Below are 12,852 nucleotides of genomic sequence, written 5' to 3' on the forward strand. Positions count from 1 at the left end.
AAAGCGTAACGTGATTTGAACCGCTTGTAAAGTCCTATTGACAACTTTTTGTGGCAGGAGTAATGTAGCTCTATTCAAATAAGGGGATGAAGTAAATGGACAGTACGTTTGCAGTATTTGGGCTTGGGAGATTTGGCGGTAGCTTGGTGAAAGAACTTGTGGCGATGGATCAGGAAGTCCTGGCCGTTGATATAGATCCGGAAAAAGTCGATTACTACAGCAATTATGCTACACACGCAGTAGTGGCAAGTGGCTATGATGAGAAGGCATTACGTGCCCTGGGTGTGCGGAACATCGACCACGCATTTGTTTCATTCGGTGAGGATATTCAGTCAAGCGTGCTGACTACTATGGTACTTAAGGAGTTAGGTGTTCCAAAGGTGTGGTCGAAAGCCCATGATGAAAATCACGGAAAAATCTTAGAAAAGATTGGAGCAGACCGCGTCATCCATCCAGAGCGTGATATGGCACGCCGGATTACCCACAATTTACACTCGTCTAAAATTATCGATTTTATTGAACTGTCGAGTTCATTTAGTATTGCTGAAATTCGTGTGACGGACCGTTTGATTGGGAAACGTTTGTCGGAACTTGATTTGCAGCGAAAATTCAATGTGAACTTTGTTGCCCTGCAGAGAGGCCAAGAAACGATACTCAGCTTTTCGGAAGATGAGCAAATTAAAGAAGAAGATTTATTGGTGGTCATTGGCAAAAACGAAGATATTGAACGTTTCGATACACAGGGCTCGTAATTCTGGATAAAGAAGGCGAAAACGATGTTTTGGAGATTTTTTAATTGGAGGGCTTATTCACCACCTGCCGTCATTGCATTGAGTTTTTTTCTGATGATTATGATTGGAACGATTTTATTAAGTTTACCCATCGCTCATGAAGGAGATATAGAGTGGATAGACGCATTATTTTTTGCGGCATCTGCAACAACTGTAACAGGACTCGGAGTGTCCGACACAGCCAGCACTTTCACCGTTTTTGGAGAAATGGTATTGATGGTGTTGATTCAGTTTGGTGGCATCGGCCTAATGACCTTTTCGGTTGCTGTGCTGGTCTCTTACTTACCTTTCACTGGGCCGACAGGTATCCACTAGGGGAAGCCGCTTATTTGGCTATGTTTCATGACGATTACCGAGAAAATCCCCTTTCTCTCGCTCTTGTTTGAAGTCTTTTCCGCTTTCGGGACGGTCGGACATTCTATGGGGGTTACGGCAGAGCTTAGTGATATAGGAAAGTTTTTGATTTGTCTTACGATGTTTATCGGACGACTAGGGCCGCTCACCCTCTTCTTTTTGTTAGTTAAACCAAAGAACCGCCATTACCGGTACGCCCATAATCAGGTATATCACTGTTATGAATTTAGCTTAAACTCTTACTGATAAAACGGTGAGAGTTTTTTAAATGGAAAAAAATAAAGATTGTTGAAATAAGAACATTTGTTCTATACTGAAAGGGAATACAGGAGGAGGTGACGCTGATGGAAAGACCGGACCCTTCCCGCATTCGCGATCGGGGAAGAATCAAGTGGACCGCCATGATGCTGCCCGAGCATGTGGCTATCATTCGTGACTATATAGCGAATGACGGCAAAGTCAAAAAACCGGTTCTGGACGAATGGGATCTACGTCAACTCGAAGAATCCATTGGTTTGGCGCTCGCCCAACGAGCGGAAATCAAATTGAAGTATTGGTATGAGGGAGACATCTTGACGCGCGGTGGCAAAATCACAAAGGTCGACACAAATCGCCGACGGCTCTACGTCGAAGACCCCTTTGACACGACGGCCTACCCGCTAGACTGCATCATCGACATCTCTATCATTGACTAAACTAGATGTGGAGCAGGCTCGTTCTGAAATTCGGTTAAATGACAGCGTGGACAAGGAGGCGTCCTTTGCCTCCATGGACGCGATGGCATTTAGCATGGATTTCAAGCCTGCGCAACTCGATAACTCCTAGATGTGAAGCCACCTGTTCCAGAAACTCCGAGAAAATCAGGCGTGCCCGAAGAGGCGTTCGTTGCCTCTACGGGTGCGAATGATTTTGGAGTGTGTTTCTAGGTGGTGCAACTCGATAACTCCTAGATGTAAAGCCACCTGCTCCAGAACCAAAAAAACACCTTCCTCCTGTTCAAGGAGCGAAGGTGTTTTGCATATTACGATTTGCGAGATTGACCCGAAAGCTCTCGGAGAAAATCACCCAAGGCATCTTCTGTCGAAGAATCCGAAAGTTTCACGTTCGAACGATAGGCTGCCCGAATAATGATATGACCTGCCACCGGGGCTGTCAAAAAGACAAAAACGATACCGAGCAACAAGCGAATGCTAATGAACGCTTCAGTGGCCCAAAAGAAGATGAACGCGCCGATAAGCGACAGCAATACAGCAAGCGTCGAACTCTTAGTAGCTGCATGGGAACGTGTATAGACATCGGGTAACCGAAGAATGCCAAATGCACTAATCACCGCCATGATACTGCCGAGAAAAATCAAGATGACACTAAGTGTTTCAATCGTCGTGCTCATGTTCGACAATCTCTCCTCTCTCTACATAGCGAGCCAGACCCACGGTACTAATAAAGGCTAAAATTCCCACAATTAAAATAACTTCTAAATACGCGTGGGTACGTAGGAAAACCGAAAACACGGCAACAAGTGAAATCAAATTGACGCCAATCATATCTAAGGCAACCACTCGGTCCGGCATTGACGGCCCACGGATAATGCGATAAAGCGCAATGAAAATAGCGATTGTAAATAAGAAGAGGGACGCCACGAGTAAAAAGTCGATCATGGTCGAGTCACCTCCATAATCGCTTTCTCAAATGTTTGAATCGATTTGATGACTAAATCCCGCGAGACTTCCATATCCATGGCATGAATAAAGAACGTCTTTCCATCGGGGGAGACTTCCATTACGACAGATCCTGGGGTCAATGTGAGCAAAAGTGCCAGTGCCGTGAGTTCGTAATCTCCTTCCATGTTGTGAGTGTACGTGAAAATTCCAGGCTTGATGGAAAGAGACGGGCTTAAGATCTGTTTCAGCACCAAGATGCTGGACTGAAATAATTCTGAAAAGAAAATGAACAACAATTTGAGGGTCGAATAGACACGAATCAAATAGAATTTACTTCCGAAGAAACGGTGCATCAAAAAGATGATGACAGCCCCAATGAGATATCCCGCAAAAAAAGTAGGGAAGTAAAAGGCATCTTCATCCATCAGAAACGTCCAAAGTGCCGCAATCGTTAAGTTGAGTAAAAATTGAGCGGGCATTTCTCATCACGCCTTTCTAAAAGATTACGAGCCATTTCCTAGGACCGCCTTAATATAAATGGATGGATCGAGTAAAGTCGCTGCAGCCTGTATGTAAGGAGCAAGCATTTCGCTGCCGAGTCCTAACAACAGTGTAATGGCAGAAAGCATCACAATAGGTGCTAAGCGCATGGCAGGAAGGGGACGTTGCTCGTCCGCACTGATGATCGTCTCTCCCCAGAAGCACTGACTAAAGATGCGTAGCAGAGAGTAAAGGACGGCCAGACCAGAAAATAAGGCAAGAACCATTAGTACATAGGAACCGTTGGCGATTGCTCCTTCAATTACCAATACTTTGCCTAAGAATCCACTAAACGGTGGAATTCCTGCAAGCGATAAGATGACGATGAAGAATGACCAGCCGAGGACCGGATAGTTCTTGAGTAAACCACTCATCTCATGGATGTGAACCTTATTGGTGACATAGATCATCGTTCCAATTAACAAGAACAAGAGGGCTTTCGCAAACATGTCATGCAAGATGTAATAAATCGTTCCTTCTATCGCCAATTCGTTACCGATGGCAAGACCAGCCAGCATGAAGCCGACAGCAATCACGACTTGGTAGGCCGCAATTTTCCGGATATCCGTATAAGCAACGGCTCCAAGACTGCCTCCAATGAGTGTCAACGCCGCCATAACGGATAAAATCATAGGAATCATTTCACCATCATTAAATATAAGCGTGAACATGCGGAAGAGCGCATAAACGCCGACTTTTGTCAGAAGAGCGCCAAAAAGAGCCGATGTGACAGTAGGTGTGGAACTATATGAGCCAGGCAACCAAAAATACAGAAGTAAACCTGCTTTCAAACTAAACACTATTAAAAAGACAAGACTAACCACAGTGAGTAGAGGGGTGGGGCCAGCTTCAGCCACGCGCTCTGCGATATGTGCCATATTCAACGTGCCGAGTGAACCGTATAAGTAGGCAATTCCGATAAGGAAGAACCAGGAGGACACGATATTGATGGCCACGTACTTTATGGCTTCACGAAGCTGAAAGCGATTGCCCCCGAGTGTGATCAACACATAAGAAGATAAAAGCATCACTTCAAAACAAACAAAGAGATTAAAGATATCTCCGGTCATATAAGATCCAATAATCCCCGCATTCAAAAAGAGGACGAGGGGATAAAAATAATAGTTGGTCATCTTCTCTCGTGGAGATAATGCGAGATACAGCAAACAAATGATGGTGACAAAAAGTGTCGTAAGCGACAGCAACAGTGCAAGTGTATCTGCTACAAATAAAATACCGAATGGTGGCTCCCATCCACCAAAATCTAGGCGGATGATGGTATGGGACTGAACGTACTGAAGAAGATAGACGCCGAGTCCAAATAATCCACTAAGTGCGCCGATACTGACCCAAGCCTGCAGTTTCGGGTGCTCACGGTAGAAAATCAATGTGACACCGACGAGAATCGGCAGTGCCATGAAAAATGCGAGACTATTGCTCATCTTCGGACCCCCTTAATTCATCCAAGCGATCCGTCCCGTGTTCTTGATACACGCGGTAAGCGAGCACTAAGATAAAGGCCGTCACCGCAAAACTGATAACAATCGCCGTTAAAATAAGTGCCTGAGGAAGGGCATCAATGTAACTGTCCGCTTCTTCTCCGAGAAGGGGAACGGTTCCTGTTTTCAGTCCGCCCATTGTCAGAATCAAGAGATGCACAGCGTGAGACAGAATCGCAGTCCCTAAGATGATACGAATCAAATTTTTACTGAGTAACAGATAAATGGCAACGGAGGTCAAAATGCCGACAAGGATGATAATTAAGCTTTCCATTTATTTGACCCCTCACTAATACTTAAAATAATGTTCACGACAACGCCAACAACCGTCAAAGCAATGCCTGCTTCAAAAATCGTCACCGTGGCGAGTTCGGTCTTTCCGAAAATCGGTAAGTCAAAGTAGCCGAAGCTCTGATTCAAAAAAGGTTGTCCGAAGAAAATCGGTAGAACGGCACTGCTTGTGGAAATGAGCACACCGATCGCCGACAACTTTTTAAACGAAATTGGAATCCCTTCACTGACGGTCTCCACATCATACGTTAAGAATAACAACACAAACGCGGATGCCATTACGAGACCGCCTATAAATCCGCCACCTGGTGTGTGGTGTCCTGATAAGAAAAGGTAAATACTGAACGTCAAAATAATCAAGACGACCGCTTTGACAACGGTTTTTAAAATGACATCATTGATCTTCACGCGGTTCAGCCCCTTTCTTTTGACGCATACGAATCAAGGTGAAGACGCCGATTCCTGCAATGAACAACACCAGACCTTCGAGCATTGTATCAAATGCGCGGAAGTCACCGAGGATGGCGTTGACGATGTTTCGTCCGCCAGCTAACTCATACGAATCTTCATAATACGAAGAGATGCTGTCGAACTGGTTGTAGCTATTGACTGCGAGGCCGATAATGATGACCATCAGTCCGCCACCAAATGCAATCAAACCATTCCGCACCTTTTTCCGGATGGACAGGGTTTCTGGCTTCCACTCTGGTAGATAGTTAAAGCATACAAGGAACAGAATGGTCGTCACGGCCTCGATGACGAGTTGCGTCAGAGCAAGGTCCGGCGCACGGAAAAAGACAAAGAAAATCGCAATAGAGAAACCGATGACGCCGTTTAACAAAATTGCAGTGAGTCGCGATTGGGCAAATAGAATCGCCATCGCCGCCATCGCCATCGTGATGGCGAGCAGAGTTTCATAAAGCGAGATTTCCGCATCACCCGAGAACGAGATAGCAATCGGTCCTACGGTGAGCCATATGCCACCGACCAAAAGAATGAAGAACGTAAAAATGTAGGCGAAATAACTTGGTAAGTTTCCATTCATGTACCGGTGTGTCACATTTGTGGCCATACCTTCATATGTTCTCAACGACCATAAAAACAAATTGTTGAACGACCAGGTGGACGGAAGGTATTGATAATACGGGCGCCATTTTTTCAACAAATAATAAGCGAGACTTCCGGCCAAGATGATGCCAATCGTCATCCATAGTTCCGCGTTAAATCCATGCCATGCATAAATACGCGGTGCAAGTTCCGCACCTCCCTCGATCATCGTGCCCAGTGCAGGCTGCAAGATAGCATTCCCCAGGAGGTTCGGGAAGAAGAATAAGCCGACAACGAGTACGGCAAGGATAATCGGTGAAATCAACATGCCAATCGGTGCTTCGACCGGTGGGCGTTCATCAATTTCTGCCTTCACGGCACCGGTAAATGTACGGAAGACTAAAATTAGGCTATAGACAAACGTAAATAGACTGGCAACCCAAGCAACCGTTACAATTATCCATCCCATGGAAGCAGCAGAAAACAACTCGAGTTCTCTTACAGAAAGGACGGCTGTGAAGAACATCTCTTTACTTAAGAAACCGTTCAGAAGCGGAAGGCCGGCCATCGAGAAACTACCGATAACGGCAAGAACAAAGGTGATCGGCAAGAATTTGAGTAAGCCACCCAGACGACGTAAGTCACGGGTTCCAACTTGATGGTCAATGATTCCGACGACCATGAACAGAGAGCCTTTAAAGGTTGAGTGGTTGACAAGATGGAACAGTGCTGCAAAAAGCGCCAGTGCGTAGAGTTCTGGATCGGCTACACCTGCGTGAAGACTGACGGAACCGATACCAAGCAGCGTCATGATGAGACCGAGCTGACTGATTGTCGAAAAAGCAAGTAGCGCTTTTAAGTCATTCTGACGAACAGCGTTAAATGATCCCCAGAACAGGGTGGTGAGTCCAATAATCGTAATAACCCAGAACCAATAGACGTCTCCGCCAAATCCAGGCGTCAGTCGTGCAACTAAGTAGATACCTGCCTTGACCATTGTGGCAGAGTGCAGGTAGGCACTGATTGGCGTTGGTGCTTCCATGGCATCCGGCAACCAGATGTGGAACGGGAACTGGGCCGACTTCGTGAAAGCCCCAAGCAAGATACAGGCCATTGCTGGATAAAACAACAGGTGATTGGACACTTCCGGAAGAGTCGTCAAGATTTCACGGATGCTGAAGGAATCGGTCATCAAATGCACCATAATAAAACCCGCCAGCATACTAAATCCACCAAACATCGTGATCAGTAATGATTTTTGAGCGCCGTTTCGCGAATTTTTCCGGTGGAACCAGAAGGCGATGAGTAGGAAGGATGAAATACTCGTTAATTCCCAGAAAACGTAAAGCACAATCAGATTATCGGATAATACGACCCCTAACATGGCTCCCATAAACAGCATGAGATATGTATAAAAGTGCGGCAAGGAGTCTGTTGGAGATAAATAGTAGATGGAGTACAAGATAACAAGGGAACCGACCCCTGAAATCAATAGAACAAAAACAAGACTTAATCCGTCTAAAATAAAGGAAAAGTCAATGCCATACGTAGGAATCCAAGGCATTAGAAATGTTAGCGTTTCACCTGAGGCGATTCGTGGTATATGACTAGCGAAATATCCAAAGAGGATGAGAGGTATGCTAAGAACAAGCCAACCTAAATTGAAGCGTCGTAAAGAATGTGAAGCTATTGCAATGCCGACTGCGGCCAGAAAGGGCAACAAGATAGAAAGAAAAAGCATAAAATTCCTCCTACAAACAGGCTGATGCCCAAGGGTTTCAGGCATTCTATTTAATCATACAGGGAAATCATCAAAGAGTAAAATGATACTAGCTGTTGCAAAAGAATTTAGTATGGGCTATAATTTTGTAGTTTTAAACAATAAGCCACGGCAATGAAAAGATGGAGGGACCAGAAATGGGATTAATCCGCGGGAAAATGGATGAAAGTATTTTAGTATGTGTGTTTTACGGTCCGAACGGGGAGCGATTGATTCGCCGCGGCCATCAGCTGTCAAGCATGCTGGGCTGTCCGTTATATATTCTTACAGTAGATGCTGTACCTTTTGATGAGTTTGATGCGGATAAGACCGCCTATATAGAACGTTGGAAAGAACTGACGGAAGAACTTGGGGCACAAGAGTTCATTATTCGTGACAATGAGAAACGCTCTTCTGCAAAAGTCATTGCGGAAGTGTCCAATCAATTAGATGTGACGCAGATCATTATTGGTCAGACGGCAAGAAGCCGCTGGGAAGAAATCACGAAGGGGTCATTCATTAACTTGTTGCTTCGTGAGATTCCATTCGTTGATCTGCACGTCGTGTCGGTGTCTCGTACGATTCGTGCATCTGAAGACGAATTGTTTGAACGAGGTGTTCGTTGTTATGTCGTGAAAGACGGCGAAGGATACGCTCTTAGTTTTACACAACGTAAAGAGTGTAAGATGGAAGGGATTTTCTTTAAGGAAATTGGAACGGACTTTAACAATGGCATCTTTAAATTCATGGATGATCATGAACTGCGCCAAGTGACCGTTCATGACGGGAAAATTGACCAACCAGAAAAAATTAAATCATGTATTGAAGAAAAATAAACGCACCGCGTCTTCCTTTACGAAGACGGTGCGTTTTTTTGTTGGTCGAGATGTTTCATCCTATAAGGAAATAAACCTAAACGTTCATAAGGTCTGCGAGCGCTTCTTCTTTAATCGATATTTCGGTTGCTATATAAAAAGCCCCTTTCCAAAAGGAAAGGGGCGGGACCGGCCATATTGCCGGTCTCTCATCTGAGGCGAGCCAGACCACGCTCCACAACGTGTTCCCGAAGGAGTGTCTGTTCGACTTACACAGAGCAGCTCATCGCAAAATATATCATACGCGAAAAGTGGTCAAATGTCAATGAGCAGGAAGTCTTTTCGCCTATGTCGAATGAGAGAAAGAGACTATGATTTGAAAAGAGGAACAACGATGAATAAATTATATGCCCGAACGTATCAAGCGATTTACCGAGGTGTGTCAAAAGTACTTCCGTGGCGTACACCACTCCTTGTTGCAGGGGAAGGCAGTGTTATAGAAAGTGTAAGTGAGTTGAAGCAACGACACATCACAAAATTCTTACTTGTCACAGATGTGACAATGACCGATAGGGGTTTGTATCACTCCTTTATAGAAGCAGCTGTAAAAGAGCGAATCAAGGCCGTGATTTATGACCAAACGATTCCGAATCCGACCATCACAAATATTGAACAGGCCTTCGAACTCTACAGGTCGCAGCAGTGCCAAGCCATCGTTGCTTTTGGTGGAGGGTCTGTTATTGATTGTGCTAAAGGCGTAGCAGCACGCGTCGCTCAACCGAATAAACTGATTCCGGACATGAAAGGGCAATTGAAAGTCCGAAAGCCGACGCCGTTTCTTATGGCGATTCCGACCACGGCAGGAACAGGCAGTGAAGGAACCGTTGCCGCTGTAATCTCCAACCCGGAAGCGCAAGAAAAATATGCGGTCAACGACACTGTTCTCATTCCAGACGTGGCCGTTTTAGATCCCCTTCTAACTGTAGGGTTGCCTGCTCCTTTGACAGCCACCACAGGGATGGATGCATTGACGCATGCAGTAGAGGCCTTTATCGGAGGGAGCAATACGGCGGAAACAGAAGCTTATAGTAAAGAAGCTGTCGCGCTCATCTTTCAGTGGTTGCAGGTTGCGTATGAGGATGGCAAAGACCTCGAAGCACGAAAAGCCATGCAGAAAGCATCGTACCTTGCAGGTCTTGCATTCACACGTGCCTATGTCGGAAATGTTCATGCCATTGCCCACACATTAGGCGGCTATTATAATGTGCCACATGGTTTAGCGAATGCAGTGCTATTACCAAAGCTATTACGTTTTTATGGAAACACAGCCGCCCCAAGACTGGCAGAGCTCGCGGAAGCTGCAGGATTGTTGATAGAAGGGAAAACCATTGCAGAGAGAACCGAAGCATTTATCGAAGCAATTGAGAAGATGAATGAAGATATGCAGATCCCGGAACAGATTGACGGGATTAACGAAAAGGATATCAAAGAGATGGCAAAAAAGGCCTATAAAGAAGCCAACCCATTGTATCCGGTTCCTGTGATTATGAGTAAGAAACAATTTGAACAACTGTACCATGAAGTCATGAGATAATTCTTTACATTTCCCCTTTTATTTCCTATTGTGGAATTCATATAATTTGGTATATACTAGGAAATAACCAATTGTAAGGAGGGGAAGTCATGACACGTGTTATTTGTAAGCAATTGCAAATCAATGCATCACTCGAACATACTTGGGCACTTTGGACAGACGCTTCTCAAGTAGAGAAATGGTTTGCGCCCAAAGCGTTTATTGACCCATCTCTAGGAGGACGGTATGAATTGTTTTTTGTTTCCGGAAATTCTCTATATAGAAATACAGAGGGTTGTCGTATTCTCCGTTTTCTGCCGCAGGAAGAATTAACGGTGACATGGAAAGGTCCGAATCAGTTTACGGATTTGATGAATCAGCCTTCGTATCAAACGACGGTCACTATCCGGATGAAAAAAATGTCGGATTCCACGACTTGTGTGAAGATTTTTCACGATGGGTTTAGGGAAGAGGAAGTGTGGGACGCGGCGTACGACTGGCATGACCTCGCATGGGCAGGCATTTTAAACCGATTACAAAATGAACTGGAAAAACCGGAGTATTCACTTGGCTATACACAGTTCCCTACATACAAAAAAACCGTTTCCTGTGCAGGTTAATTTCTGCTTGAGGAAACGGTTTTTTATTCACCTTGCGCCCGTTTAAAAACTTGCTGGACACCGTAGATGAGAAAGATGATGCCGGGTAGTCCGATTACATAGTACAAGACACTCCATACAGGGCCTTCGTTGGGCATGACTTGTGGATAGATATATAAAAAGAGCGTCGCTGCTATAAACATGGCGAGGTATTGAAAGATTTTCATGAAAATGCCTCCTTCTTCATTTTAGTGTAGCAGATAGGGGAGCAGGGAGAAAAGTGAAACTTCGCATGCCTGCTTTGAAGTTCTAAGCTTTCTCACCTGTATTGGCCGGGGAACAAATTCATCTGACCGAACTCCTTGCGAGCTGAAAGGTAGTTGGATGAAAGATGAACTGGCGTTAAGTGATGAATGGAACCGTGTAAATGCTGGAGGAATACGGACGTCCATGTCACTCAAAGAGTTTGAAGTGAAAGAGAAGTAAAAGCGTAGATGGGTTCTATGGATTGGTGTTCCACTGGGCCTGATTGTTTTCATTGTAGTCGGGTTGTATATAATAGGATCTATGTAATTCCGTCAAAAGTCTGAAAATCTTGAAATCGAAGTGTTTTGATTTTGTACCATTCTATAACCTGCGTATACTGAAAAATAGGTAGATGTCAGGAAGGAAGTTGCCAGATGGAAAAGTATCGTTTCGACCAGAAAAAAGGATTAGAGTTTGGACTCTATACACTGGGTGACCATATGCCCAACCCACATACAGGAGACCGCATCTCTGCTCAGCAGCGTATTCAGGAAATCATTCGACTCGCCCAGCTTGCGGAACAGGCCGGCATGGACTTTTTTAGTGTCGGAGAAAGCCATCAAGAGTATTTTGCGACGCAAGCACATGCCGTTGTTCTCGCTGCAATTGCGCAAGCGACAGAGAAGATTAAGATTGGAAGCTCCTCAACCATTGTCAGTACGTCGGATCCTGTTCGTGTCTATGAAAATTTCGCAACCATCGATTTAATTTCAGGAGGGCGTGCGGAAATTGTGGCAGGACGTGCTTCTCGTGTCGGTTTGTTTGAGTTACTTGGTTATGATATCCGGTATTATGAAGAATTATATGAAGAAAAATTTGATTTGTTGCTTCAGATTAATGAGAAGGAACGCATCACATGGGACGGTCGGTTCCGCTCACCTTTGAACGATGCAGAAGTATTGCCGCGTCCGGTTGAAGGGAAGTTGCCGATCTGGCGTGCAGTTGGTGGCCCTCCAGCGAGTGCGATTAAAGCAGGTAATGCGGGCGTGCCGATGATGCTTGCGATGCTTGGTGGACAAGCGGAAAACTTCCACTATTCGGTCGAAGCGTACCGTGAATCCGCGCGACGTGCCGGACATAATCCGGACGAGTTACCGATTGCGACAGCAGGCATGTTCTTCACAGCGCCTACTTCTCAAGAAGCCATCGATACTTATCACACATATGTCGATAAAGGGATGATGAAGAGCAATGGGCGTGGGTATCCAAAGTTTGCATTTGAACAAAGTGCACAGGATCCACGCGATGTGTTGAACGTCGGCAGTCCGCAACAAGTGATTGAAAAGATCTTATACCAGCACGAACTGTTCGGTCATCAGCGCTACATCGCGCAGATGGATTTCGGCGGCGTGCCGTTTGATCAACTAGAGCGCAACATCGAGTTGATTGGTTCCGAAATTTTACCGGCCATCCGAAAGTATACGCAACAAGCCTAAATGGGCCCGCCTTTCCTTTGGGAAAGGCGGGTTTTGCTGTGGCCAGAGTGTCTCCGCGTCCGAATGTCTCGCAAACGCTTTGGTTCGCCCCAAAAGCCGCTCCATTTGTCTCGAAAAGCACTGTGAATGACTCGAAACCTTCCATTTGTCTCGCAAACGCTTTGGTTCGCCCCAAAAGCCG

16 protein-coding genes are annotated in these 12,852 nt (G+C 45.4%); 8 read left to right on the top strand and 8 right to left on the bottom strand.

The window, feature by feature from the left end; genetic code table 11:
• The first annotated feature begins 95 nt into the window (after positions 1–95).
• From ACFO0S_RS02360 to ACFO0S_RS02375, 4 genes are all read left to right on the top strand, one after another.
• Positions 96–752, top strand: coding sequence for a potassium channel family protein (locus ACFO0S_RS02360; protein ID WP_378139768.1), 657 nt, complete (start codon positions 96–98; stop codon positions 750–752).
• Between the two features lie 24 nt (positions 753–776).
• Complete coding sequence (locus ACFO0S_RS02365) at positions 777–1,106, top strand: potassium transporter TrkG (RefSeq protein ID WP_378139770.1); 330 nt, start codon at positions 777–779, stop codon at positions 1,104–1,106.
• Between the two features lie 12 nt (positions 1,107–1,118).
• Positions 1,119–1,391, top strand: coding sequence for a potassium transporter TrkG (locus ACFO0S_RS02370; RefSeq protein ID WP_378140398.1), 273 nt, complete (start codon positions 1,119–1,121; stop codon positions 1,389–1,391).
• Between the two features lie 98 nt (positions 1,392–1,489).
• Positions 1,490–1,840 (top strand): YolD-like family protein, encoded by a 351-nt coding sequence (locus tag ACFO0S_RS02375; protein ID WP_378139772.1) that lies wholly within the window; start codon positions 1,490–1,492, stop codon positions 1,838–1,840.
• Positions 1,841–2,166: 326 nt separating this feature from the next.
• On the opposite strand, the gene ACFO0S_RS02380 is transcribed toward ACFO0S_RS02375, so the two are convergent.
• The 7 genes from ACFO0S_RS02380 to ACFO0S_RS02410 are packed head-to-tail and all read right to left on the bottom strand — an operon-like array spanning position 2,167 to position 7,924.
• Positions 2,167–2,535, bottom strand: a complete 369-nt coding sequence (locus ACFO0S_RS02380) for a Na+/H+ antiporter subunit G (protein WP_378139774.1) — start codon at positions 2,533–2,535, stop codon at positions 2,167–2,169.
• The gene (locus ACFO0S_RS02385) at positions 2,519–2,803 is read right to left on the bottom strand and encodes a Na(+)/H(+) antiporter subunit F1 (RefSeq protein WP_378139776.1); all 285 of its coding nucleotides are present in this window, start codon (positions 2,801–2,803) and stop codon (positions 2,519–2,521) included. The genes ACFO0S_RS02380 and ACFO0S_RS02385 overlap by 17 nt, the downstream gene beginning before the upstream one ends.
• The gene (locus ACFO0S_RS02390) at positions 2,800–3,285 is read right to left on the bottom strand and encodes a Na+/H+ antiporter subunit E (protein WP_378139778.1); all 486 of its coding nucleotides are present in this window, start codon (positions 3,283–3,285) and stop codon (positions 2,800–2,802) included. The genes ACFO0S_RS02385 and ACFO0S_RS02390 overlap by 4 nt, the downstream gene beginning before the upstream one ends.
• 24 nt (positions 3,286–3,309) lie before the next feature.
• Complete coding sequence (locus ACFO0S_RS02395) at positions 3,310–4,788, bottom strand: Na+/H+ antiporter subunit D (RefSeq protein ID WP_378139780.1); 1,479 nt, start codon at positions 4,786–4,788, stop codon at positions 3,310–3,312.
• Complete coding sequence (locus ACFO0S_RS02400; RefSeq protein ID WP_378139782.1) at positions 4,778–5,119, bottom strand: Na(+)/H(+) antiporter subunit C; 342 nt, start codon at positions 5,117–5,119, stop codon at positions 4,778–4,780. The genes ACFO0S_RS02395 and ACFO0S_RS02400 overlap by 11 nt, the downstream gene beginning before the upstream one ends.
• Positions 5,107–5,544 (bottom strand): Na(+)/H(+) antiporter subunit B, encoded by a 438-nt coding sequence (locus tag ACFO0S_RS02405; protein ID WP_378139784.1) that lies wholly within the window; start codon positions 5,542–5,544, stop codon positions 5,107–5,109. The genes ACFO0S_RS02400 and ACFO0S_RS02405 overlap by 13 nt, the downstream gene beginning before the upstream one ends.
• Positions 5,531–7,924 carry a Na+/H+ antiporter subunit A gene (locus ACFO0S_RS02410; RefSeq protein WP_378139786.1) on the bottom strand — a complete coding sequence of 798 codons (2,394 nt, stop codon included), beginning with the start codon at positions 7,922–7,924 and terminating at the stop codon, positions 5,531–5,533. Before ACFO0S_RS02410 ends, ACFO0S_RS02405 begins: the two co-directional genes overlap by 14 nt.
• A 176-nt stretch (positions 7,925–8,100) precedes the next feature.
• Here ACFO0S_RS02410 and ACFO0S_RS02415 point away from each other — a divergent pair, with 176 nt between their 5' ends.
• The 3 genes from ACFO0S_RS02415 to ACFO0S_RS02425 all read left to right on the top strand — a co-directional run bounded on the left by ACFO0S_RS02415 (position 8,101) and on the right by ACFO0S_RS02425 (position 10,950).
• Positions 8,101–8,778 carry a histidine kinase gene (locus ACFO0S_RS02415; protein ID WP_378139788.1) on the top strand — a complete coding sequence of 226 codons (678 nt, stop codon included), beginning with the start codon at positions 8,101–8,103 and terminating at the stop codon, positions 8,776–8,778.
• Between the two features lie 373 nt (positions 8,779–9,151).
• Positions 9,152–10,351 carry an iron-containing alcohol dehydrogenase gene (locus tag ACFO0S_RS02420; RefSeq protein WP_378139790.1) on the top strand — a complete coding sequence of 400 codons (1,200 nt, stop codon included), beginning with the start codon at positions 9,152–9,154 and terminating at the stop codon, positions 10,349–10,351.
• Positions 10,352–10,440: 89 nt separating this feature from the next.
• On the top strand, positions 10,441–10,950 hold the full coding sequence (locus tag ACFO0S_RS02425) for an SRPBCC family protein (RefSeq protein ID WP_378139792.1): 510 nt from the start codon (positions 10,441–10,443) through the stop codon (positions 10,948–10,950).
• Positions 10,951–10,973: 23 nt separating this feature from the next.
• On the opposite strand, the gene ACFO0S_RS02430 is transcribed toward ACFO0S_RS02425, so the two are convergent.
• Positions 10,974–11,156, bottom strand: a complete 183-nt coding sequence (locus tag ACFO0S_RS02430; protein WP_378139794.1) for a hypothetical protein — start codon at positions 11,154–11,156, stop codon at positions 10,974–10,976.
• 453 nt (positions 11,157–11,609) lie between these two features.
• Between ACFO0S_RS02430 and ACFO0S_RS02435 the strand changes: the two genes are divergently transcribed.
• The gene (locus ACFO0S_RS02435; RefSeq protein WP_378139796.1) at positions 11,610–12,671 is read left to right on the top strand and encodes an LLM class flavin-dependent oxidoreductase; all 1,062 of its coding nucleotides are present in this window, start codon (positions 11,610–11,612) and stop codon (positions 12,669–12,671) included.
• The last annotated feature ends 181 nt before the right edge of the window (positions 12,672–12,852 follow it).

It is taken from the genome of Chryseomicrobium palamuruense, assembly GCF_042649045.1.
Lineage (GTDB): Bacteria > Bacillota > Bacilli > Bacillales_A > Planococcaceae > Chryseomicrobium > Chryseomicrobium palamuruense.